Below are 24,633 nucleotides of genomic sequence, written 5' to 3'. Positions count from 1 at the left end.
ATTTTTTTCTAATTAACTATTTTTATCGATTTTATCATGATCTTGCCTCTGTCTCACATTTATTTGAAATGACTATACCTGTCCCGAAACAGAAGAACTGCTGCATCAAAGAGGTATTGAGTATTATATTGGGTCTACCAAATTGGCTGTAGACCTTTTCAACAATTTAATGCAACAAGGTAAGAATGTCGGGGGAATATTTCACTCAACCTCCTAACGCGGTACCGATGCAGCCAGGAAATTATATCGAACATTCGCTGAAAATAATCTTCAAGAACTAGGTAACAAAATAGATGAAAGCCAAAAAGCATCTTTGTATCAAGTTAGCTTCTGGTATCTCAGCATTTCTAGTGGTTGGCTATTTCGGCATCTCCGCTTATGCAGGACATACTCTTTCAAAGCCAAACAGATGCTTTGACCCTCTTAAAGCATCTGTTTTTGCTGTTCCTCCTGAAAATGTAAGATTTCGTGCACCTGATGGCGTGGAGATTGCTGGTTGGTTTATTCCAGAAAAAGCGACAGATAAGGTATTAATTTTAGTGCATGGATTGAATTCCAGTCGGACTTGTGAGCTTGCTGGAAAGTTTGCCGAGTTTGGTTCAGCTATGAATCAAAAAGGCTTTTCGATACTTATGATCGATCTGCGAGGACATGGGCAAAGTGCTGATTCTCGTTTCACCTTTGGAATTACAGAAAGGCGAGATGTTATTGCAGCAGTGGATTGGCTTAAAATCAGGGGCTTTAAGCCAAAAAAGATTGGGGTTTTAGGTTTTTCAATGGGTTCTGCTGCTGTACTTGGAGCAGCAGCAGATGACTCTGACCTCGGAGCAGTGGTCACTGACAGTGGTTACGCAGAGGTTTATCCAATTATTCAGAAGCATTGGCAGTCAGCTTCAGGATTACCTGGGATATTTCTTCTTTCTACCATGATGTTTGGACATTTGTTGACTGGATATGATCTAACTTCTTCTAAGCCAGTGCAGGAGATAGGTCGTATTTCCCCTAGACCAGTTTTGATTATTCACAGTGCGATCGATCCTTATACTCCTATAGAAAACTCCCGTCAACTCAGAGAAGCATATCCTGGGGCCGAATATTGGGAAACCAATGCCAAGAAACATCCAGAAAGCTACAATACGAACCCAAAGATGTACGTTGACAAAGTTGCTGGTTTCTACAATCGGAGTCTCAAGTAGGGCTGCATAATCGGGTCAAGAAGGCTATTTAGGCTTTCCCTACCGGGCGGTTCATAATTGCCACACAAACAAACCAAAAGGATAATCAATCGCAAATTGTATGACTAGCTTCCCAACCTAACATGACTGTTTTACGTTCTACTCCCCAGCCATAGCCACCGAGTTCTCCAGATTCTCGAATGACTCGGTGACACGGAATTAGATAGCCGATCGCATTTTTACCGATCGCATTTCCTACAGCTCTAGCAGCAGTTGGGCGTGCTACCATTTGAGCTATAGTCTGATACGTTGCGATCGCCCCAAATGGCAATTGCAAAAGTGCTCGCCAAACTTGAATCTGAAAGTTAGTGCCTTTTACCAAAAGCGTTAGTGATTTTTGCTCGCTGAGAGTTTCTGAAGTGAAAATCAGGTCACGCAATGATTGAGTGGCTTGCTCATCACGAATGATTTCAGCTTTTTTCCAGGTCAATTGCAGTCTTTGTTCGGCGGTTTGTTCGTCTGTTGTCTCCAAAAAATAAAGATTACAAATACCACGGGCAGTTGTCGCGATTAGAGATGTGCCAAAGGGGGTATCATGAATACCATAGCGAATTTGTAAACCTGCTCCGCCTGCTTTGAACTCACCTGGTGACATTGCTTCTAAGTTCACAAATAAATCGTGTAATCGTCCGGGACTTGATAGCCTCACGTCCAATGTTAAGTCGAGAAGGCTTTTAGTCTGAGTGATTTTTGACTTGGCATATTCAACTGTCAGATATTGCAAAAACCGCTTGGGGCTAATGCCGGCCCATTGAGTAAATAGCCGCTGAAAATGATATTCACTCAGTCCTATGTGTTGGGCCACAGTTGCCAGATTCGGCTGGTTTAGGTGGTGTTGTCGCATAAAGGCGATCGCCCGAGCAATCCGGTGATAATCTTCGCTAGCATAGACACTGGCATTCTGCATCGAAATCATCTAGTCTAAGTCAAGGGAATAGTGATGTTTCCTCACTTTAGCCATAGAGTAGGCTCAAAGCCACCCGTTTCTTGCGGTGAATGCAGCCACTCGATTTTAGATTTTAGATTTTAGATTTTAGATTGAAGAGATTGAAGAGATTGAAGAGATTGAAGAAAGCGACCTCATATCGTTTCCGGTTGGATGGGAATGATCAAGTCAAGGTCGCGCAATTCCACATTCCCCCACGGATCACTCCCCACTCCCCATCATAAGGAGTGTTACCGGAATTGATATCACCCTCCGCGCAACTGCGTCACCAAGTGAACTAATTCCGGTAAAATTAGCTTTTCCACAGCTAGTTTCACGCCATTGCTAGAGCCCGGAAGAGAAAAGACTAACTTGCCTTGATAGACGCCTGCAACTGCGCGAGAGGCGATCGCCCTCGAACCAATTTCTTGATAGCTCAAAAACCGAAATATTTCCCCAAATCCTGGTAAAATCCTGTCAAGCAAACTCTCCATCACATCATAGGTCGTATCTCGGGGAGCGATGCCCGTGCCGCCGTTAAAAATGATTGCATCTACATCTTCACGCTGGGAAAAAGCCTGCATTTGCAATACAATTTTGGCTGCATCATCTTTAACAACAGTGTAAGCTACCACAGAGTGACCCGCATCTTTTAGCAGCTTCTTAGTTAACAAGCCGCTATTGTCTGTTTCCGCCGAGCGGGTGTCGCTAACAGTAATGATAGCGCAGTTTACGGTTATTTTAGATAAGTCGGGGTGAGGAATTTGCGTCATATAACAGATGTTGAAGGAAGAAGGAAGAAGCAAGCAGGAAGAGGGAAGAGGGAAGAGGGAAAAGCGAAGAAGTCATTAGTTAGTTGTTATTTCTTCGTTGTTAGTTATTCATTATCAAATAACTAACAACCAATAACTAATGCCCCATACCCCATGCCCCATACCCCATGCCCTATTCCCCATCAATTATGCCTTGCTAAATCCTAAGCCGTTTGATTCCGAGTAGCGTTCCATAAAACGCATAAATCGATCCCATTCTTCGGGACTTCTCATTAGATAAAGAGCTTCCAAACCAGCAGGCTGACCGTTGATAAACTTAGCCTTAACCTCGCGAGTGAGGAGTTCGCCTTCTTCGTCGATCATGTACATTCCAGTAATGTCTTCGGTACTGGTGCTGCTGAGAGCTTTGGGATTTTCAAAGATAAACGTGGCCGTGCCTTGAGCTCCCGTTTTAGAACGGGTTAGGCGCACTTCGGGCACAGCATCTTCGTCTATACCCCGAGAAAATTGAATTTTAGCCATAATTTGACAGTCGAACCTTAAGGATTGCTTACTTAATTTCTTAATGTTTAATCATAAAACGATTCGGGTACTCGCAAATCAAGACTTGGCAGAGTGGGAGTGGGTGAGAGTGAGTGAGAGTGAGTGAGAGTGAGGGGATATGGGTTGGTTCTTCTGAGATATTGCACCATTCTCAATAATCCTTTCAGGGCGGGCTCTCCGGCCCACCCCACAAGATATTCTAACCAGAGTTCGGGTTAAGCAGAAGGGAGAAAAAAGGCATCGATATTGAGAGAAGGCTTCTTAGGATGAAGGCACTAGAGCGCACTTTCGCCTGGCTGGGTCGCAACCGGCGTCTGAGCAAAGATTATGAGGCGCTGCCACCTAGCGGAGAAGCCTTCGTATACGTGTCCACGATCCGCCTCATGCTCAAGCGGCTCGGCTCACCAAGCTAAAGCCGGCGAAACGCCAATTTCACGCCCTATGAAACACGCGCTTATAGGGGGTCACCGTAGAAAACCCAGAAAAAAAGTGAATTATAGGTATTGAACTATTATGTAGTGCGCTATATAATAGTTGTTGACTGGATTTTTAAATGGATAACAACTCGAACATCAACGAACGGCGGCAGGTGGGGAGGCAGCTTTCGTTTGCCCTCTATAGTGCGTCGAACCGCGTCATTCGGCTTCATCGGCCCTTTCTTGAGCCTTTGGGCCTGACCTATCCTCAGTTTCTGGTCATGCTGGCTCTCTACGAGAGCACCCCGCGCACTGTTGGGGAAGTAGGGCAAGAACTCGGTATGGATAACGGAACCTTGACGCCCCTCTTAAAGCGCCTTGAGAGCGCGGGGCTGGTGACGCGCACCCGTGACCTGCTGGACGAACGCCGCGTTCTTATCGATCTGACAGAAGCGGGCGAGGCACTTCGCGAGGCAGCGTGCTCGATCCCTGAAAAGATCGAGACAGCCTGCCGTCTCTCCGATGAAGACCTTGCCGAACTTCGCGACACGTTGAACGGGCTGGCAATACCCCGTCAAACAACTCCGTAAAAGGATTATTTATCATGGTTGACACGAAGAAAATGAACATCGGGATCTTAGGCACTGGCCATATCGGGAAGACTGTGGCACGCAAACTCAGTGCGGCCGGACATGACGTGAAGGTGGCTAACTCTCGCGGCCCAGAGACGATCGAGGCCGATGTGCTGGAGTTTGGTGCACGCGCGGTCTCGACGGCCCAAGCGGTGGAGGACGTTGACGTGGTGATCCTCTCGATCCCTCTCAACCGCATTCCCACAATCGTGCCGCTGATCGCCAACCTACCAGCCGAGACAGTCGTCATAGACACGTCCAATTACTATCCCCACCGCGACGACAAGATCGATGCTATCGAGGCCGGGCAGGTTGAGAGCCTTTGGGTGGCCGAACAGCTAGGCCGGCCAATTGCCAAGGCGTGGAACGCGATCGGGTCTGGCTCCTTCGCCACCAAGGGCAAGCCTGCTGGAAGTCCTGACCGTATCGCCCTCCCTGTGGCTGCTGACCGCGAGAAGGATCGCTCCGTGGCGATGGCGCTCGTCGAAGACACCGGGCTTGATGCTTTCGACGCCGGAACGCTCGCCGATTCGTGGCGTCAGCAACCAGGCACGCCCTGCTATTGCACGGATCTCACGCGCGAACAGATGGCGGCAGCGCTGGCATCTGCCGACGCATCACGATCGCCAAAGCGCCGGGACTTAGCAGTTGCAGTGATGCAAGAGCGGCTTGGTGACGCCACGACAAATCCGGATGCCGATTTCGGGGTTCGTCTGAGCCGTGCGATTTATATGTAACGTGAGTTCGGGATAAGAAAGAGACAAGCAAGTAAGCTAAAAGTCATCACACCAAAGCTTTACATGCTCGTCCCATGATTAGCTTAGAAGAACTATTTTGCGCTGTCGATGATTTCTGCCAAGTTTTTGAACCCAGATTGGGATTCAACTGATTACACAGCCAAAGTGCAATATGAAAAATAAGCTGATGCCACTGATGGATAAGCTACTAACGCGCAAACGCTCCATCATTGAGAGGATTATCGACCAACTAAAAAACTTCTCTCAGATTGAGCATTCTCACCCGTCGCAGTCCGGTCAATTTCTTAGTCAACTTGGTCTGTGGATTGATTGCCTATTGCCTTCATCCTAAAAAGCCTTCTCTCAATATCGATGCCTTTTTTCTCTCTTCTGCTTAACCCGAACTCAGGTTAATCTACTCTTTGTGGAACAGGCCGGAAAGCCTGTTCAGCGAGAATGGTGCAAGATGTGAGTTCTTTGTACCCGAAGTTATCCTCTCCCTTGTCTCCCAATTCCCTTAGACGATGTAGGGAGAGTTAATTGGCTCGGCCCGCTTTGTGGCTACCAGAGTTTGGTAGATGAGGGCGGATATCTCGCCACGGGTGATGTCGTGGGCGGGGGAAAGCTTTTCGCGCGCGGGATAGTTGACCACGATTTTACGCTCTGTGGCGGTTGCTATCTCGTCGGTGGCAAAACTGGGAATCTGAGCTCGATCGACATAAACGCTCAAAGAATTGGGGTTGCCGCCGCCCAACTGCAAGCCGTTTACCAAAGATACGATCGCCTGAACTCTAGTCAAATTTTGCTCCGGGCGAAACGTGCTGTCTGGATATCCAGCCAAAAAGCCAGCTCGATTAGCTTGGTCGATCGCTCCCTTGGCCCAAAAATCGGCCGCCACATCCTTAAAAACCGTCGCATCACGGCGCGGCACCAATTCAAACGCCTTCGCCAACATAGCCGCATACTGAGCTCTAGTTACAATCTCGTAAGGTTGAAAAGTGCCATTGGGAAACCCGCTAACAATATTCATCTTTGCCAAGCGATCAATAAAATCCTTAGCCCAATGCGTGCTAATGTCGCTAAACTGTAGCTTGCCAGGAGTCGGAGTTGGCGTCACATTGCCCAAATCAAATAAACCTTTCATCCGCGAAGAATTGAGCTGATTTCCCACCGTAGAAATCTTAACCCCAGTCGCGTTTTGCAAATCTAATTCACCGTTATTCTGAAAAATATTGCCACCCAAATCTTGAGCAGTACCAATATCTGGCAGCGACTTCCCCACCGCAGTCAAACCGTCTTGGGTATTTTTTTCAATGCGATTATTGCGTAAAATCGGCTGAGATTCCCCCGCTAAAACTATACCGGAGCGATTTTCCAAAATTTGGTTATCAGCAATCAAAGGAGCCGACTTAGCTTCCAGAGAAATGCCAAAATCCATCTTTTGAAAAATATTGCGCCGTATTACTCCCTTAGCAGTTCCCGCCATCATCACCCCAGCCGCAGAGTTTGCCACAAATACGTTGTCGAGAATCGCAGGATTAGCGATTCCCGTGGCAAAAATGCCTTCGCGCTTGCATTGAGTGAAAGTGCAGTTAGCTACGGTCGGAGAAGTTGACTCAATCCAGACTCCCGTGCCACGACTATCGAGATTGGTTACAGTTACTCCGCGCAACTCCGAATTAGTTGCTAGCAGTATCGTGATATTTTGGCTTGCAGCGGTGGGACTGACAAATTTGCCACTGCCTTGAATCAGAATGCCTTTACCTTTGTTAGCTTCATTGCCAATAAGTTTTACTCCCGAAGAAATTTCCAAGGGGAATTTTTCGCCACTAGCAGCGCTGTAAGTTCCCGCTGCTAACTGAATCGTAGTTCCCGATGCAGCGCGGGCGATGATTGCACGGGCTATAGTTTTGAATGGAGCCGATTGGGTGCCGGCTGCGGAATCACTGCCTATTTGCGGGTTGACGTAAAGTGTTGCCATGTTTTTGTTAAAGAGATAATTGGCGATCGAGCTTTTGTGCAATTTTCATTGTCTGCGAACTTGACCCCGGATCTATATTCACCTGTGATTGCGGAGATTATTTAATTGCACCATATCCGCAACATTACCTCTCAGGAGTGGCAACCGCAGGGGGATTGCCCCTACAAGTCACTAAATTACTAATTTTAGGGCCGGAAACCGGGTTTTGTGCCTCCGGTTCAACCTAAAAATCAAGAGTTTTAGTTAAGAAAAGCCATTTTTTTTCGTTTTACGTCAGCGGATGGTAAGGCATTTATTTCTGGGTGTAAGCCGTCTTAACTCCCAGCCTATTTCACAATACAAGACGCCTCCAAAACCACTAGAATTTCATTCTGAAAAACCGCACAACTTGTCATTGCTGAAGCTAAGGCGGGAATTTTTCCTTGTTTGAGAGACAGCCTCGCCTCCGGTGTAGAATCAAATTGATTTAGCCAGCCATCATCCTTTATATACTCAAGAGTGAAAGCATTGCGATCGAGCATCCAAAAATCAACTCCATATTGATTAATAAAATTTTGCAATACAGCTCGATTGGGAGTGTATTGAGCGCGAATTAACTCGTTAATTCGCTGTTGATATTTGCTGTAGTAGCCTTTCTGATAAGGCACTGCATATTCCTTGGCCACCAGAACAGAACGCTGACTAAATGTTGGCAAGTGATCAGTCTCTCCCGCTATTGAAGCAATCAAGATATCTTTAGGTTGTTGCTCAAAAAATTTGTACAAACCCGATATTTTACCTTCTACATACCCGACGGTAGGAAATTTTTCGGTCAAGCAGGGATAAAGGACAACGGCGATAGCGATAATCGCTGTCGTAATTAGTGCAACTAGGTTTTTTACATCAAATGTTGTTGTGGTTTTTGAAGCCCAAAGACCGACTCCATCGATAATTAAAGTTAGGGCGATGGCAGTTATTAAAACAACAATAAATCGCAAGCTATAGGCTGTATAGCGACCGGGTTGATATAGCTTGAAAATGGTGGCGTGAGCCGCAAAAAACATCGCAGAGGATGCTAAAAATAGCTGAAGCAAAAGCCAGATTTTGCTTTGAATCTGATTTGCTAAGGGAAAAGCCGATCGCAAAAACAGCAGCAGCGGAAATAACAGCCCGACACAGTGAGTTACAGGCGTAAACAGCGACTTGGGAAACATCCCGCTGCCCCGCCCTGTCAACCAATAATCTTTGGGATTTGGGCGAAAAAAAGCATTTCTGCCACCTGGTACAAATTCGGCCATTTGCTTCGCTTCTACTGCGGTATAAGTTGGGCCAAATTCAGAGTTATCTAAGGCATAGGGCAGCATTACTAAAAATATTAATCCCAAACCTGTAGTGCAAAATAGGTAATTAGTTCGATCGCCCGACAAGCGCAAACCGCCGTTTTTCCAGGCTAGCAGGCGCAAAACTAAGATTCCAGCAGCAACCAAGGCGTAAGGAGGATAGAATAGTCCGATGAGTGCGATCGCCCCTAAACAAGGCAGCAACGAACTGCGCGACAAATAATATAAAAAGCCCAGAAATATCGGATATATAAAAGCTCTTGGCGTTGTGGAAGCCAAATCATCAGTCATCCACATATGCTGATTTAACAGCAAAGATGCAATAAACCCAGTCATCGGCACTGGCAGCATTTCTAGGCAAAGCCCAAAACAGTAATAAGTCGAGATTAAGCCGAGAAATAGCGGCAATATTTTGTGAAGAAATAGCGGGTGAATACCAACTGTTGCGGCTAATTTGTAGAGGGTGCTGTATCCTGCGGGGGCGACAGATTGAAAGTAATTAACAATGAAATCGTTGGGGAATAATTCAGGATCGACAAATCGCATCATCCAGAAAACGTGCTGCCTCGCATCGTCTTGCACGATATACTCACCGCTAAAAGCTTGCTTCAAGCCTAAAATAGCATAGAGGGCGGCAAATGTCAGGCTCAGAGTTAACCAAAATATTGTGTGCGATCGGGATTTGCGATCGACTGTAGCAGTTAGAAGTTTGTGCAACCGAGCTATTAATACCATTTGAGATTGGAGATTTGAGATTAAAGAATCGGGAAGGACTGATTCTCAAACCTAAGATTATATCATGCCCGGTCAATTACCCCTAATAAAAACCGCTTTACTTTCAACTCCGCCCGATTTTAGATTATTTTCCAGGCTGCACGCCCGCAATTTTAAGCCGAATCCGATACAGACTTGTACTTCCCGTGATATAAAGCGTTTTGCGATCGCTTTCTCCCCAAGCCAAATTAGTCGCCGTCTCAGGCACAGAAATCTTCCCCAAAAGCTTGCCATCCGGCGAAAAAATCCACACTCCCCCCGGCCCGGTGCTGTAAACATTCCCCTCTACATCAACTTTTAAACCGTCGGGAACTCCGCCTTGACTAGCATCTTTTAACTCCGCAAAAAGCTGCTGGTTGGTAACAGTTCCGTCCGGTTTTACATCGAAAACAGCAATGTATCCCGCTTCCGAATTGTTGACATAAAGTTTTTGCTCGTCTGGTGAAAAAGCGATGCCATTCGGCAGCACCAAATCCTTAACCAGTAGAGTTAATTTTCCGTCTGGTGCCAGTCGGTAAACACCGTAAAAGCCCAATTCTTCCTGATCTTTACTAACACCATAGGACGGATCGGTAAAATAAATGCTGCCATCAGATTTAACCACCAAATCGTTGGGACTGTTGAGCCGCTTGTCCTCGTATCTATCCGCCAAGGTGATAACTTGGCCGTCCTTTTCTGTGCGGGATACGCGGCGATTTTCGTGTTCGCCAGTAAGTAGGCGGTTTTCTTGGTCTAACGTATTCCCGTTGGCTTTTCCCGAAGGGCGGCGAAATACCTCAACTTGCTGATTTGAGCCGAATTTATAGATAATATTGGCGGGAATATCGCTGAACAGTAAAAAGCCGTCTGGATGCCAAATTGGACCTTCGATAAATTGGAAATCGCCAGCTAGTTTTTCTAACTTTGCACTGTCATCGAGAATACGTTGCATGGTATTTTTTTTGTCCTGGTTTGCCGTTTGGGCGGGCAAGATTGCCAAATCAGATGTTAATTGATTGGACAAATTGCTGTCAGTGAAAGGTTTTAACAGATGATTTTTGAAAAGCGTGTTGCTGAATGCTAGAGTCAAAACTATAAACAAGAGGCTGATGGTAGCAATTTTGGCGATCATGTTGGCCTTGTTAATTGCATTGAGTGAGAGTCGTAGTAAAAGCGATCATACCGCACCTATATTACATTTATATTAAGAATACAAAAGTGTGGCTTCAAACAGACAGCAGCGCGGATAACATAGTATAGCAATGTCATTTCAATTAGCGATCGCCACCTGCTGACATTCCTGAAGTTGACACCCCGGAGCATGGATTAAAATCACAAATAATATCTAGCTATATGCTTTCTACCTTAGATATCAAACTACTAGGCGGATTCTGCCTTTCCTGTGCAGACAAGCCCGTTGTCGGTGTCACCACAGAGCGCCCGCAAGCTTTGTTGGCTTACCTGGTACTGCATCGCGATATCCCGCAAACCCGTCAGCGGCTTGCCTTTCAATTCTGGGCCGATTCCACCGAGGCCCAAGCTCGCACCAACTTGCGCCGGGAGTTGCATCACCTGCGTCACGGACTCCCCGATGCCGATCGCTACCTGCTGGCAGATGCCAAAACCCTGCAATGGAATCCCCATGCGTCTTTCGTGCTGGATGTGGCTGAGTTTGAACGGGCATTCGCCGCAGCAGAAGCAGCGGAACGAGCCGCAGATGTTAACGGTGCCAGAACAGCCTGGAAGCAAGCGATCGCGCTTTACGGCGGTGATTTGCTGCCGAGTTGTGAGGATGAGTGGATTTTTCCAGAACGCGAACACCTGCGACAGAAATTGCTCCATGCTCTCGAATCTCTGACTCGCCTGTCGGAAGCTCAGGGTGATTATCGGGCTGCAATCCGCTGTGCCCAGCGCTTACTGGAGATCGATCCGTTGCACGAAACCAGCTACGCAGCTTTGATGCGATCGCACCATTTGAACGGCGATCGCGCCAATGCACTCCAAGTCTACCACCGCTGCATGACTTTGCTGCGCGAGGAACTAGGAGTTGACCCTAGTGCGATCACTCGCAAGCTCTACGAGCAACTGTTGCTGGAAGACGAAGCGCCCGACATTCAACCCTCGTCTCACTCTGCCGGGCCGCCCCAAACGAATTTGTTTCCCTCACCTTTGGCTTTGTCGCCTTTAGTGGGACGCGATCGCGAATGGGCATCGATTCAGCAGTGGGCAAAGCCGATACTGCTTGCGAACTGCAGCGCGAACGCCACCGCTGAGGCATCGCCAGTGCTCTTGCTCGCGGGCGAACCCGGAATCGGCAAAACTCGCTTGCTCGAAGAGCTGCGAGCCACGGCACAGGCGGTTCAAGTGCTGTGGGGACGCGGATTTGCCGCTGAGATGGTGCGACCCTACGGTATCTGGATTGATGCTTTGCGATCGATCGCGATGCCCTCAACAGGCAACATTCCGCCAGAGCTAGGTTTCTTGCTCCCAGAGCTCGCTCAACCTGGGAAAGCTCCGCCCGATATGCCTCCGGCACGCTTGCGCGAACGCAGTCATCTGTTTGATGCGGTGGTACAATTGCTGGCTCAATCTGCCAGCGAGGCTGCGTTAATCGTCATTCTAGATGACATTCAGTGGATCGATGAAGCCTCATCGGCATTGCTACATTACGCCATCCGCTTGCTGAGTCATAAGCCGATTTTATTCGCCTGCACCGGGCGTTCCAGGGAACTAGAGGAGAATACGGGCATCTCGCGGGTGGTGCAGGCACTCAGACGAGAGCGACGGCTGCTAACGCTGGAATTGCATCCTTTCGATCGACAACAAACGGCTGAATTGATTCGCAGACAGCAAGCGGTTAATCCGTTAGAGCTATCTCCAGAAGTGGTCGATCGCGTATTTATCGATAGTGGGGGGAATCCCCTGTTTGCGCTGGAAGTTGCCCGCGCGTTGTCCCAGGATCGGTCTACTCATGCTGATAATTTAGAGGCTTTGATCCGCGATCGCCTCCACCAATTGGATGACGTGGCTCGCGAATTTTTGCCTTGGGCCGCTGCATTGGGGCGGAGCTTCAAACCGACAGCGGTGGCTCATGTGGCAGACTATCCGCTGCCGAAATTGCTGATGGCGATCGAACAGCTCGAACAACAAACCATTATCCGTCCCAGCGCCTCTCTCGGTGACGAAATCGGCTATGACTTTGCTCACGATATTGTGCGTCAGGCTGTCTATCGGCAGTTGTCACAACCGCGCCGCCATTTGATACATTTGCAAATTGCTCATAAGTTGCATCAACTCTCCACACCAGAAGGCGCTTGGGCTGGCGATATTGCCCGTCACGCCGCTATCGGGGGCGATCGAGAATTAGCCGCGTCTAGCGCCTTCTGTGCCGCCGAACGTTGCTTGAAATTGTTTGCCTACGCGGAAGCATCAGAATTGGCTCAGCTTGGGATTGAGCAGTGTCAAGGAGTTGACGATCGCACTCGCATTCAATTGCATTTAAAATTGCTGCGGGTTAGCGCGATCGCAGGCGTTACTGGCGATCGAGTTTCTCAACTCGACAGGGAGGTGCACCGCTTAATCGATGAAGCAAATGCTCTCGGTTTAGAAGAAGCAGAAGCCACGGGACTTGAGGCATTGGTGATCCTACATTTCGATCGCAGCAACTTCGCTAACGTCCACCAACACTCGCTGCGGGCAGCAGAGGTAAGTCGGGCATCCAGTCCAGTTACTGCCGTGCGATTGCTGGTATATAGCGGGTCTTGCTTGGCTGAAATTGGACGGGAAATGACGCGGGCAGAAGCTTTGTTGCTGGAGGCACAGTCTCTGGCGGGGAGAGTTGGCGCTACAAACATCGGAATTCCCCAAGGGTTGGGTGCCGTACACCGCCATCACGGGAACTATGCGGAAGCGCGAACTCTGTTGCAACAGGCGTGGCGATTGGCCCAGGCCCAGCAGGATCGCTGGTGCGAGTGTTATAACCTCAGCTATTTGGCGATGACGGAACTGGAAGCGGGCGATCCGGCGGCGGCCTTGCCTTATTGTCAGGAAATGGCGATCGTCGGAGCCAAAATCAAAGGCGAAGGCAGTGAAGGTGCGATCGCCCAGGCACTTTTAGCTTTAGCAAACTATCAGCTTCAGCAAATTGGAGCCGATGCTGCTTTGGAGCAGGCGATCGCGACTTTACAACAGGTGGATGCCAAACGGATGCTGTCTTATGTGCTGATTGGGGCGGCTCAAGTGGATTTAGAGTGCGATCGACCTCTTTTGGCAACAGCCCGCGCCGAAGCTGCCTTACAAGCTGCTCAGACGGTCGATCATCCCAGCGAGATTGCTCTGGCTTGGGCGATTTTGATTGAGGGTGCTTTAGGTTTGGGCGATCGAGAACGGGCAACTGCCTGGTTTGAATCGCTGCGCGATCGCATCGATCGTCCTGCGCTGAGTTTCCGTGCCCGCACTGCTGTCGATCGGGCGATCGAACAGATTTAGTCATTAGTTATTAGTCATTAGTCATTAGTTGTAGCGAACTGCAATTAGGGATGGTGTTCCTCACAGGGAACTTTACTTTACTTCATATCGCTCTTCTAATTTTTTAAACTTTTCCGCTTGTTTGATAATTGCTTCATATTCCCCTTTTTTGTTAAATTATGCCAAACCTTTAGTATTACTGTAATTATTTGGTAGACCGTTATGTTTAAAATGAATCGCCGTCAATTTCTATTAAGTAGCGCTGTAACGTTTGGTGCGGTAATAGCCCATGCTCAAGTTAAAGCCCAAAACTCCCGAACTCCAGGAGCATTAGAGAAAGGACTATCCTCTCAGAAAGTGATCGTTGTCGGAGCGGGGTTGTCTGGTTTGGTTGCCGCTTACGAGTTAGCAGCAGCAGGTCATACAGTAACGGTTTTAGAAGCCCGTGAGCGAGTAGGAGGGAGAGTTTTGACATTGCGAGGCAATTTTAGTGAAAATCATTTTGTAGAAGCGGGAGCAGCAAGAATTCCGTCTAATCACAATTTAACACTTGGCTATGCTCAACATTTTGGTTTGCCTCTCAAGCGTTTTTTACCACCAGATGGGCTTTACATTGCTGTGAATAAAGGGCAACGTCTTCTGATTTCTGCGGATGATTTAGCTAAAGTTATACCGGGCGGAGACATATCAAAAGTTGTTAAAATTGCTCAAGGTTCAGATCGATTACCACAAGCATTTGCTACCGCTCTAGTTGATAAAATTCATCTAGGATCTGCGGTTACTCGTATTGAACAAACTTCTTCAGGGGTTCAAGTCTTGTGCCAATCAGGACAGCAATACACTGGAGACTGCGTAGTATGTACTGTTCCCTTGCCAGTCTTGGGACAGATCAATTTTCAGCCTCCACTATCACCTCAAAAACAGCTTGCTATCGCTGGGGGTTATAACTATCGCGCAGCGACACGAATGTTTGTTGAATTCTCCGAAAGATTCTGGGAAAAAGAAGGGTTGAACGGTTGGGGGTTGTTTGAGGATCGTCCTGAAGAACTGTGGCAACCCAGTTGGGATTTTCCTGGAAAAACAGGTATTTTGGAAGCTTATCTGAAAGGGGAAAATGCCCTTGCTATGGATGCCCTCGCCCCGGAACAACAATTGCCTCAATTACTACAGCGATGGGAAAAGATTCTCCCTGGTGTAAGTGCTTATCAGGGCAAGATGACCAGTTATTCTTGGGCTAAAGACCCTTGGTCGAGGTCAGGTTGGGCATACCCGACTGAAGACCAAGAAAAAAGGTTGTTTGATGAACTTGGAAAGTCGGAAGGTAAAGTCTATTTTGCTGGAGAACACACTTCTACTACGAGGGGATGGATGCAGGGCGCATTAGCATCTGGATTGAGGACTGCTAAAGAGATCCATCAGGCAAGAACTTAATTTTCTGATATTTTTGTGCGATCGCACTATCATTTACAGATTGGCTGAGAATGCGAGCGTAGAGCAGACTTTGCCCACGTTTATGCTGGGGGGGTGACAACTCGCTCACTTTGTCAACTGCGAGGCGGTGAAAAAATTGGGGTGAGAGTGTGGAAAATCCTCAATCGCTACAATTAGTCATGAGTCATTAGTTAACAGTCAACAGTCATTACTAATTAAGAGGAAGTAATTATGTCTCTTATCAAAGTTGAAACCGTTGCCGATCAACCCATCACCGCAGAAATGTTAGCTGATACGCGAGTTTTGGATTGTCTTGGGGCAAGAAATGCCAAGTGGCACTACTCTTTACTATCAGCCGATCGCGATCGCATGATTTGCACCTTTGAGGCACCCGATGCAGAGTCTGTGCGACAAGCTTATCGCCAAGCCGATGTGGGATTTAGCAAGGTTTGGACAGCCCAAGTTATTGAACCTGAAGGTGTGCCACCTGTATGGAACGAACCCATCCTCAAGGTGTGGGAGGGAAGTTATCCGAATGGCTTTACCGATGAAGAGTGGAAGGAAGCCCAGCGATTAATTTTAGCGTGTTATCAGGAACGGGGTATTGAATGGGTGCGTTCCTATGCGTTGCTGGATAAAACTCGCGTGGTGTGTGAACTGAACGCGCCCGATGCGGAAGTGATTCGAGAAGCCCACGGTAAAGCTGGAATTCCCTTCGATTGCGTTTGGTGTGCCGAAGTTCTCAAACCTTGAATTCGCGCGGACGATCGGGCTTGGATGCTTTGGGAACGCTTCGAGAACGCTTTCGGAACGGTTTCGGAACGATCGCCTCGTTAGATTGATATCAAGTTAAGCAAACAACCAGCAAATTAACTAATCCCTTTACACTTTAAAAAGAAATAAAATGGCTGAATTTGACCTTGGTACCTTGCCATCTAATAGTGCCGTAGTAGTTCCGCGCCGCACTATCAGTAATCTCAACAGCAAAGACACCTACAGTTTCCGTCTGGATAGCGATAAAAATATCAACCTTGGGCTGGTTGGTATGACCGACGATCTGAATGTTCAACTATTTCGCGATTTCAATGGCAATGGCTTAGTTGATGGTAACGATAAGCAAATTGCTATTTCCGATCGATTGCGTTTGGATGAAGTAATCAACTTGTCCTCAGCAGTTGCTGACGTTGATGCAGGCAATTACGTGGTGCAAATCAATCGGAACCGTGCGTTCAACGATACTCCCTACAATTTGAGAGTATCGGCTGACGCGATCGGAACAGCCAGCAAAGTCCTCGCCGTAGAAGATGATTTCGGTGCCGTCTTTTCCAACGACCAACCAAGAACTCATCAAGGTTCTGTGGGTAACACCGACACCACCGATACTATTCATCTCGCTGTCAATACCCAGGGATTTTATCACTTTGGTCTCAATAATCTCAGCGCTGATGCCGATCTCCGATTGATTCAAGACAAAAACAACAATCGCGCCGTCGATGCAGGTGAGGTAATTGGAAGTGTGGTTAAGCGAGGCACTATTTCCGAAGGATTTGTCCAAAACTTGGCTCCTGCAACTAACTACTATCTCCAAGCCTCTCAATTCACAGGTAACACTAATTACTCTGTTACCTTGACTCCGATTCCCAACTAGAAAGTCCTGGATGTAAAAACTCTATCTGTAGGGTGTACACTGTGCACCTTACCCTATCACTTGTTCGTTCAAATGGCTTTAATTGAAGCCAGACAGCTATGACCGCAGTTTTATTACAAATCCGCAATCGCACCATCTCTGGGGAGGAGATAGTTCCTCGACTTGCCAGCTACCAAATGCTGCCCCAATTATACCGCGAGAGCATCATTGATGAAGCGATCGCTCCCATCGATTGCACCGCTGAAGAAATCGTGAATGCCAGCCAGCAGTTCTACGAACAAAATCAACTGATCGACGAAACCACACAGCAGTTTTGGCTAAAAAAGCACGGGATGAGTCGGGAATTTTTAGAGACTGTTTTCATTCCAAGGCTGCTCAAAATTGAGAAATTTAAACACCAAACTTGGCATCACAAACTAGAGTCCTATTTTCTGCAACGCAAGCGATCGCTAGATCGAGCCATCTATTCTTTGATTCGGGTTAAAGACGCAGAAATTGCGCGCGAACTGTATTTTCGGATTCAAGAAAAAGAGCAATCCTTTGCCGAACTGGCGCGCGAGTATTCCCAAGGCCCAGAAGCTCAAGTCAATGGAATCGTTGGCCCGGCGGAACTCGGCACAATCCACCCGAATTTGGCGCATCTGTTGGCGATAAGCCGGACCGGTCAGCTTTGGCATCCTATCCCTGTAGAAGGATGGCTGGCGATCGTCAGATTAGAAACATTAATTCCGGCTCAGTTTGATTTAGCGATGCGTCAGCGTTTGCTGCGCGAATTGTTTGAAATTTGGGTGCAAGAACAGATAGGTGAAATGTTGAATTGACGGGCAGGAATCTGACGATCGTACCCCTGGCAACATCCAATTTTCCAAATAGAAACTTTTGAATACCATCACCATTAAATTATGATGACACAAACATTCGATCAAACCAAAGCAGAAGCATTCGCAGAACGGATGCTGGATATTCTCAACAGCGGAGGCCTGGCCGTCATGATTTCGATCGGGCATCGCACCGAACTGTTTGACACAATGGCAGAATTGCCGCCCTCTACCAGTCAACAAATTGCCGATGCTGCCGGATTGAACGAACGCTACGTGAGGGAATGGCTCGGTGCAATGGTAACGGGTCGCTTAGTGGATTATAATTCGATCGACAAAACCTACACTTTGCCGACAGAATATGCAGCATTCCTGACACGGGCTGCGGCTTCTAACAACATTGCTCCTTTTGCTCAATTCATTCCGGTGTTGGCATCGGTGGAAGACCGGATTATTGATTGTTTCTACAAAGGCGGCGGTGTACCCTACTCTGAGTTCAAACGTTTTCATGCCGTGATGGCAGAAGATAGCGGTCAAACCACGGTATCTGCTCTATTTGACCACATTCTGCCGCTAATTCCCGGACTCACCGAAGCGTTGCAACAGGGTATTGAGGTGTTAGATGTCGGCTGTGGCAGCGGGCGAGCACTCAATAAGCTGGCGGTCGCCTTTCCGAATAGCCGATTCACAGGCTATGATTTTTCGGGAGAAGCCATCGCCACTGCCAACACCGAAGCGCAATTGCGGAACTTGAATAATATCCAGTTTGAGGTGAAGGATGCTGCGACATTGGATGAGTGCGATCGCTACCATTGGATCACCACATTTGATGCAATTCACGATCAAGCCAGACCCGATATTGTACTCCAAAACATCTACAAAGCTCTGCGTCCCGATGGTGTTTATTTGATGCAAGATATCCGCGCCACAACGGATGTCGGCGGTAATCTAGAGCATCCCATTGCGCCTTTACTCTACACCATTTCTTGTATGCACTGCATGACTGTTTCTTTAGCCTACGGCGGCATGGGATTGGGAGCGATGTGGGGTCAAGAAAAAGCGCTGCAAATGTTGAGTGAAGCTGGGTTTAGCAGCGTTGAAATCAGGCAACTAGCCCATGATTTCCAGAACGACTATTATATCCTCAAAAAGAGCTAAAATAATGTGCAAACTTTGTGCGATCGGTCAACAATTGCAGAAGAAAAAACAGCCTAATTCGGGGTTGTTGAATACCAGCCAATTTTCGGTCTTCATCGATTTGAAACAATTGTCCTCCACACCGGAATTCAAATCAGCTAAACCACCTAACAATCCTCAGTCATCAGTTAAGCCCCTAGTTTAACACTCAGGGATTCTAATCAGGAAGAGGTTAATCTCTCAACTGCTTATGTTCGCACGAATGCTGTTCTCCTTAACCCTGACTTAAGGCGAATAAAGTCTTTACTATGAACCTGTTGGTAGTAAGGACTTTATTCGTTTCAACTTTTAAGCAGGAAATGATATAAAGAGGGAGGCAATACCGATCGCGATCGCACCGGTACCCATCACAAAAGACCAGAAGCGGTGATAACTCTTAACCGTGGTACCGCTATCGCTTTCAAGCTGAATCAAATCCATCCAAGGTGCAACACCCCGGCGGAACCAACCCAATGCGCTAACATCCATTCCAATCAAACTTTCAACCCGTTTCATGCCAAACAGGAAATTACCAATTGGCCCAAAACGAGAAGCATAGCGCAGATAAATCATTCCCGTTCTGTCTTGTAATTTCAAATCAGAACCGAAGGCATAACCCGCATCGCCGCGACCAATTAATTCGCCTTGTAGTTGCGCCGGCTGACCGCGTAAAGGGCTTGCGTAAGGGTCAGACATTAAGGTCAAAACATCCAAATGTTCTGCTTGTTGGTAATTCGGGAACATCACCAGAGTCTTGAGCAAAATTCCCGTACCCAAACCGATTAAAGGACAAGCAACCATCATCATCGGGTTTACAGCATACAGGGAAATGCCGATCGCAAAACCCACCGCTAAGCCCATAGTTTCTGCACTGTACAGCAGCAAATCGAACACAAAATTGCCGTACAATCTCCGCTTGCTCAAATCGTTGCCTTCGCCGACAATTCGGCCCATGTCAAACTCAACATCCAAGCCTAATTGTTCGGCATAAGTGCTCAAAGCGCGAACTCGTTTACCAGTCAGCGGGTGAGTCGAGTTCAACTCCATCCACCAACCCCACGGATTAAACATATCCCACAAAAACACTCGCCCAATCTTTTCTGGTTGCGAAGAAATCCTGTAAGCAGTCCCAGTAGATGTGGCAGCTTTGGCATCGTAAATGCCTAAAGCGCGAGTTCCTTCTAACAAAATGCTGGGTTCTTTTGCCCTTTGTCCTTCTTCCAAAATACCGTAAGCAATTTTTACCAAAGCGCGAGACAAAGCATTGGGGTTGCCAGTAGTTTCGGCGGCAAAATGGTCGGCAAAATATTCTCGTGTCCGCGACAAATACAGCAATAAATAAGTGCCAGCGATGTAAAACAAATAAGCAACAGCAGCTACAGTACCCGCCGCATCTTTAGCTTTGTCGCCACCACTTCGACCCATCCTGTGAGCTGTAGTGTAAATTAAATAAGTAATCTGCACCAAAGTCGAAGCTAAAGTCATTACTGCAAAGTCCCAGTGGACGATGTGACCGAGTTCGTGGGCGTAAACAGTGGCAATTTCCTCGTCGTCTAAATAGGTAAAAAGACCTTGACTGACCACTAAGCGAGCGCTGTTTGGAAAGGAACCATAAGTAAAAGCAGTAGGGTTTTGGTCGTCGATAATTCCTAAACGCGGAGAAGAGAGTTTTTTCTGCTTGCAAACCTTCTGAATAACTTTAGCTGTTTCGGGACTTAGGCTTTCAATTTCTGCTAGGGAAACCCAGCGAGTATTGTAGAGCCAATTTTGGCTTAAGTCCATCAAGTAAGGCGATAGGAAAAAAGCAGCGATGTTAAAAATCAGAGTTATGGGAAGTGCGATCGCCAATCCGGTAACTGGATCGGGACTGTTGAGAATTAAAACTGATGCTAAAGATAGCGCTAGCACCATACCAAACAGCAGGCTGATGGTGACGCCTGAAGCTAAAACGAGATTTCCGCCAGTTTTCTGTATCAGTTTAACGCCGGCTTTGGCGGCTCGCCCTGCCTTGCGTAAAGGGGCATGAGATGACATAATAATCTCCAAAGGTTATTGACAAATGGAAATGACCGTGGGATTTTATCTATACTTCACTGTTTTAACCTGTTAATGCGGATTGCTGTCAGGGGTCTCAACAAAAATATAGAATTTCCTCTAGAATTGTTAAGACTGAAAACCGGCGCGAAATTTATTTGTGCGGATTCAATTCACAACTCAAAATTCAAAACCCAACAATCAAAACTATTTAAAAGTTACTGCCATGTCTATTATTGAAATTGCCCAAAAAACGCGCGTATCTGCTAGAAAGTTGGCAGTTTTGTCCGCTGATGCCAAAAATCAAGCTATTGAGGCTATTGCGAAAGCTTTAGAAGCTGCTGCGCCGGATATTGTGGCGGCGAACGCGGCTGACGGCAAGGCGGCTGAGGCGGATGGAATTGCGAAACCGCTGTACGATCGCCTAAAGTTGGATGAGAGCAAGTTGAAAAGTGCGATCGCAGGCGTGCGCGACGTTGCGAAACTCCCAGATCCTATCGGTGTCGTGCAAATTCACCGTGAATTGGATAGAGGATTAATTCTGAAGCGCATCACCTGTCCTTTGGGCGTTTTAGGCATTATTTTTGAAGCGCGCCCAGAGGCGTTAATTCAGATAGTATCCTTGGCAATCAAATCAGGAAACGGCGTCATTCTCAAAGGCGGCAAAGAAGCAGTCCGTTCCTGCGAAATATTGACAAAAGTGATACATCAAGCATTAGCAGAAACTGCGGTTAATCCAGAAGTCGTGCAATTGCTTACCACGCGGGAAGAAACAATCGAACTGCTGAAAATGGATGAATATGTAGATTTAATTATTCCCAGAGGTTCTAATTCCTTCGTGCGGTTCGTGCAGGCAAACACGCGGATTCCCGTGTTAGGACACGCCGACGGAATTTGTCATTTGTACGCAGACACAGCGGCGGATATTCAGAAAGCAGTAGAGATTTCTGTCGATGCAAAAACTCAGTATCCAGCCGCCTGCAATGCCATTGAAACCTTGTTAGTTCACAGTGCGATCGCCCCCAAATTCCTGCCCACTGTTGCCGAAGCTTTGCAGCAGAAAAAAGTCGAACTGCGGGGAGACGAAAAAACTCGCGCTATCCTTAAAAATATTGCCGAAGCAGCAGAAACAGATTGGTCTACAGAATACAGCGATTTAATTTTGTCAATCAAAATAGTAGATTCTGTGGAAGAGGCAATTAACCATATCAATACATACGGTTCCAGACACACCGATGTCATTGTTACCGAAGACAGCGAAACCGCCGAAACATTTTTAAATGGAGTAGATGCGGCCGGAGTTTATCACAATTGTTCGACTCGATTTGCCGACGGTTTCCGCTACGGCTTCGGTGCAGAAGTGGGGATTAGTACGCAGCAAATGCCACCTCGCGGGCCTGTTGGTTTAGAAGGGTTGATTACCTATAAGTATCGAGTTGTTGGAGATGGCCATATTGCCGCGAGTTATGTAGGGAAGGATGCGAAGGAGTTTACTCATCGGGATTTGTAAAATCGAGGTTAAGTCAACTGGCTGTGTATATTCTGCACAATTGTCTCCCAGTAGGTGATTCAGCTTTTGGGGAGATGTCTAATGTTTCTGCTCCCAATGACAACTTGAGTAATTTTACTTAATTCTGTCGGCTCTGGAAATAGCGATCGCCTTTAGGGGCAGTTATACAAAATATAAACATTTTGTCATGCGTAATATCGTTTCCGGTTGCATCGGAATAATAAAATCGAGTCAACAGTTAACACTCAACCATTCAGTTTTTCGACCCCTCCTTCTACAGTCAACAGTTAACAGTCAACAATCACCTGACGGTGCAACCGGAATTGATATAAGTCCTAGCGGCTTCTCTTAATTTTTATTGATTGGCTGGGGGAACTGCGGGGATGAAAATCATCATTTCTCCAAGGGCGTTGATAAATCCTGCTTTGAACCGCTATATACCGTGTCTAAATGAAGGGTCTCATTGACCGAGTAGAGACGTTCCCTGCTCTGTCGGTTGAGTCTCCAATAAATTCGTTAATTCCTAGGCTCTCCCTTTAGGCTAAAGGAATTTCAATAATGAACTCTGTCCCAACACCCTGTTCTGAAAAGCAACTCAGTTGACCACAATGTTTTTCTACAACAATCTGATGACTAATTGATAAACCCAATCCCGTACCTTTTTCTGCTGGCTTGGTTGTAAATAGATAATCAAATACTTTAGTGCGTACCTCTTCCGGCATTCCCAAACCGTTATCTTTAATGTGAATAATGGCGATATTTCGATGGCGGTCAACTTCAGTGTCAATCATAATTTGCCTTGGATTTACTTTAATTTCTTCCAATTTTTGCTTCTGAAGAGAATCTTCTAAAGCATCAATGGCATTAGCAATAATGTTAATAAATACCTGATTGATCTGTCCGGGGTAGCACGGTACTAGAGGTAAATTTTCATATCCTTTAACAACTTCTATTTTCGGACGTAGATCATTTGCTTTTAATCGATGTTGTAGAATTAGTAATGCACTGTCAATCCCTTCATGCAGGTTAGCTTCTACTTTTGATGTACTATCAGCGCGGGAAAAAGTTCTTAAAGATACACTAATTTGACGAATCCGTTCTACGCCCACTTTCATGGATGAAATAAGCTCGGGTAAGTCTTGTATGAGATACTCTAAATCCACTTCTTCGGCACGAGTTGCAATCGCTGCACCTGGAGAGGGAAACTGTTGCTGATAAAGATGAACAATTTCTAATAAATCTTGAATATAAGTTTCAGCATGAGTCAGGTTTCCCTTGATAAAGCCTACTGGATTATTAATTTCATGAGCCACTCCAGCCACTAATTGACCGAGGGTAGACATTTTTTCGCTTTGGATTAATTGGAGTTGAGCTTGTTGTATAGTCTGTAGAGCTTGTTTTAGTTCAGAGGTTCGGTCTTCAACTCGTTTTTCTAATTCTTGATTCAATTGTTGTAAAGTTTTTTCTAAAGTAGTTTTTTCTTCAATTTTTTCTTGGAGCAATTGATTTTTGCTTGCCAGATCTTTGGTCAAATTTCGCAACTCTAAATGAACTTGAATTCGAGCTAATACTTCTTCTTTTTGAAAGGGTTTAGTGATATAATCTACAGCCCCAAGACTCAAACCTTTGACTTTTTGATCGGTGTTGCCAAGAGCCGTCATAAAAATGATCGGGATTCCTGAAGTTGACGGGTTACTTTTCAGTCGAGAACACGTTTCAAATCCGTCAATTCCCGGCATCATTATATCTAATAAAATTAAATCTGGAGTGACATATTCTATTTTTTGCAGCGCACTTTCTCCATCTTGAGCTACTAAAACTTCTAATCCTGCTTCATCTAAAACGTTAAATATAACACCTAAGTTTGTAGGATTATCATCTACAATTAAGAGGGTGTTTTTTGAGAAAGATAAATTATTCATAAAGGTTTAGCCTTCTCCTTGGTGTTTAATTATAGGCCGCGTGGCGTCCTGACTATCTAATCTGCCAGTTTGCAGAGCCAATCGGCAGCATGATTTTTCAATTATAAGCTGCATGACGTTCTGACTATCTAGGGGTCGGGAAAAAATTAACCTTCTCCCATTGGTGTATCATCATATTATAGTTCAACGAGGATGCTAACCAATGTAATCTTTTTTATTTTAACGTAAAGTTTTTGTAACGCACTATAGTCTTATTGCTTTCCTATCCCTTTATCTACAGAAGAGTCCTACGTCTAGTGAATATTCTATGGCT

General features: G+C 46.5%; 18 protein-coding genes and 1 pseudogene. 11 read left to right on the top strand and 8 right to left on the bottom strand.

Features of this window, described 5'->3' with window-relative positions; translation table 11 throughout:
* The first annotated feature begins 293 nt into the window (after positions 1 to 293).
* Positions 294 to 1,196 carry an alpha/beta fold hydrolase gene (locus QUA03_RS03710; protein WP_333209755.1) on the top strand — a complete coding sequence of 301 codons (903 nt, stop codon included), beginning with the start codon at positions 294 to 296 and terminating at the stop codon, positions 1,194 to 1,196.
* An 85-nt stretch (positions 1,197 to 1,281) separates the two neighbouring features.
* Here the strand turns inward: QUA03_RS03710 and QUA03_RS03705 are convergent, their stop codons facing one another.
* The 3 genes from QUA03_RS03705 to psb28 form a co-directional block, all read right to left on the bottom strand.
* Entirely contained in the window at positions 1,282 to 2,142 is an 861-nt protein-coding gene (locus tag QUA03_RS03705; RefSeq protein WP_333209753.1) for a methylated-DNA--[protein]-cysteine S-methyltransferase, read from the bottom strand.
* A 284-nt stretch (positions 2,143 to 2,426) separates the two neighbouring features.
* Positions 2,427 to 2,933: a MogA/MoaB family molybdenum cofactor biosynthesis protein gene (locus QUA03_RS03700; protein ID WP_006632696.1), complete on the bottom strand. Its 507-nt coding sequence runs from the start codon at positions 2,931 to 2,933 to the stop codon at positions 2,427 to 2,429.
* A 186-nt stretch (positions 2,934 to 3,119) separates the two neighbouring features.
* Complete coding sequence (psb28, locus tag QUA03_RS03695) at positions 3,120 to 3,455, bottom strand: photosystem II reaction center protein Psb28 (RefSeq protein WP_333057059.1); 336 nt, start codon at positions 3,453 to 3,455, stop codon at positions 3,120 to 3,122.
* A gap of 574 nt (positions 3,456 to 4,029) precedes the next feature.
* On the opposite strand from psb28, the gene QUA03_RS03685 reads away from it, so the two are divergent.
* The 3 genes and pseudogenes from QUA03_RS03685 to QUA03_RS03675 form a co-directional block, all read left to right on the top strand.
* A complete protein-coding gene (locus QUA03_RS03685; protein ID WP_333209752.1) occupies positions 4,030 to 4,482 on the top strand; it encodes a MarR family transcriptional regulator in 453 nt (150 codons plus the stop codon).
* Positions 4,483 to 4,496: 14 nt separating this feature from the next.
* Positions 4,497 to 5,261, top strand: a complete 765-nt coding sequence (locus QUA03_RS03680; RefSeq protein ID WP_333209750.1) for an NAD(P)-binding domain-containing protein — start codon at positions 4,497 to 4,499, stop codon at positions 5,259 to 5,261.
* A 139-nt stretch (positions 5,262 to 5,400) separates the two neighbouring features.
* Positions 5,401 to 5,659: pseudogene (locus QUA03_RS03675) on the top strand (transposase); the annotation flags it as partial.
* A gap of 119 nt (positions 5,660 to 5,778) precedes the next feature.
* Here the strand turns inward: QUA03_RS03675 and QUA03_RS03670 are convergent.
* From QUA03_RS03670 to QUA03_RS03660, 3 genes are all read right to left on the bottom strand, one after another.
* Positions 5,779 to 7,242, bottom strand: a complete 1,464-nt coding sequence (locus QUA03_RS03670) for a DUF1565 domain-containing protein (RefSeq protein WP_333209748.1) — start codon at positions 7,240 to 7,242, stop codon at positions 5,779 to 5,781.
* Positions 7,243 to 7,568: 326 nt separating this feature from the next.
* Positions 7,569 to 9,296, bottom strand: coding sequence for a hypothetical protein (locus QUA03_RS03665; RefSeq protein ID WP_333209746.1), 1,728 nt, complete (start codon positions 9,294 to 9,296; stop codon positions 7,569 to 7,571).
* Positions 9,297 to 9,420: 124 nt separating this feature from the next.
* Positions 9,421 to 10,446 (bottom strand): SMP-30/gluconolactonase/LRE family protein, encoded by a 1,026-nt coding sequence (locus QUA03_RS03660; RefSeq protein ID WP_333209744.1) that lies wholly within the window; start codon positions 10,444 to 10,446, stop codon positions 9,421 to 9,423.
* A 221-nt stretch (positions 10,447 to 10,667) separates the two neighbouring features.
* On the opposite strand from QUA03_RS03660, the gene QUA03_RS03655 reads away from it, so the two are divergent.
* The 6 genes from QUA03_RS03655 (at position 10,668) to QUA03_RS03630 (ending at position 18,836) form a co-directional block, all read left to right on the top strand.
* A complete protein-coding gene (locus QUA03_RS03655) occupies positions 10,668 to 13,802 on the top strand; it encodes a BTAD domain-containing putative transcriptional regulator (protein WP_333209742.1) in 3,135 nt (1,044 codons plus the stop codon).
* A gap of 201 nt (positions 13,803 to 14,003) precedes the next feature.
* Positions 14,004 to 15,212, top strand: a complete 1,209-nt coding sequence (locus QUA03_RS03650; protein ID WP_333209740.1) for a flavin monoamine oxidase family protein — start codon at positions 14,004 to 14,006, stop codon at positions 15,210 to 15,212.
* Positions 15,213 to 15,443: 231 nt separating this feature from the next.
* Positions 15,444 to 15,965, top strand: coding sequence for a DUF4242 domain-containing protein (locus QUA03_RS03645; RefSeq protein ID WP_333209738.1), 522 nt, complete (start codon positions 15,444 to 15,446; stop codon positions 15,963 to 15,965).
* Between the two features lie 151 nt (positions 15,966 to 16,116).
* Positions 16,117 to 16,860, top strand: coding sequence for a hypothetical protein (locus QUA03_RS03640; RefSeq protein ID WP_333209736.1), 744 nt, complete (start codon positions 16,117 to 16,119; stop codon positions 16,858 to 16,860).
* Positions 16,861 to 16,958: 98 nt separating this feature from the next.
* Positions 16,959 to 17,681 carry a peptidylprolyl isomerase gene (locus QUA03_RS03635; protein WP_333209734.1) on the top strand — a complete coding sequence of 241 codons (723 nt, stop codon included), beginning with the start codon at positions 16,959 to 16,961 and terminating at the stop codon, positions 17,679 to 17,681.
* Positions 17,682 to 17,762: 81 nt separating this feature from the next.
* Entirely contained in the window at positions 17,763 to 18,836 is a 1,074-nt protein-coding gene (locus QUA03_RS03630; RefSeq protein ID WP_333209732.1) for a class I SAM-dependent methyltransferase, read from the top strand.
* A gap of 327 nt (positions 18,837 to 19,163) precedes the next feature.
* Here the strand turns inward: QUA03_RS03630 and QUA03_RS03625 are convergent, their stop codons facing one another.
* Positions 19,164 to 20,888 carry a zinc metalloprotease HtpX gene (locus tag QUA03_RS03625; RefSeq protein ID WP_333209730.1) on the bottom strand — a complete coding sequence of 575 codons (1,725 nt, stop codon included), beginning with the start codon at positions 20,886 to 20,888 and terminating at the stop codon, positions 19,164 to 19,166.
* A gap of 226 nt (positions 20,889 to 21,114) precedes the next feature.
* Between QUA03_RS03625 and QUA03_RS03620 the strand changes: the two genes are divergently transcribed.
* Positions 21,115 to 22,398: a glutamate-5-semialdehyde dehydrogenase gene (locus tag QUA03_RS03620; protein ID WP_333209729.1), complete on the top strand. Its 1,284-nt coding sequence runs from the start codon at positions 21,115 to 21,117 to the stop codon at positions 22,396 to 22,398.
* A 536-nt stretch (positions 22,399 to 22,934) separates the two neighbouring features.
* On the opposite strand, the gene QUA03_RS03615 is transcribed toward QUA03_RS03620, so the two are convergent.
* Positions 22,935 to 24,320: a response regulator gene (locus QUA03_RS03615; RefSeq protein ID WP_333209727.1), complete on the bottom strand. Its 1,386-nt coding sequence runs from the start codon at positions 24,318 to 24,320 to the stop codon at positions 22,935 to 22,937.
* Positions 24,321 to 24,633 lie beyond the last annotated feature (313 nt).

This window comes from Microcoleus sp. S36b_A4, from assembly GCF_036700645.1.
GTDB lineage: Bacteria > Cyanobacteriota > Cyanobacteriia > Cyanobacteriales > Microcoleaceae > Microcoleus.
This window is presented reverse-complemented; position numbering and strand designations above follow the sequence as displayed.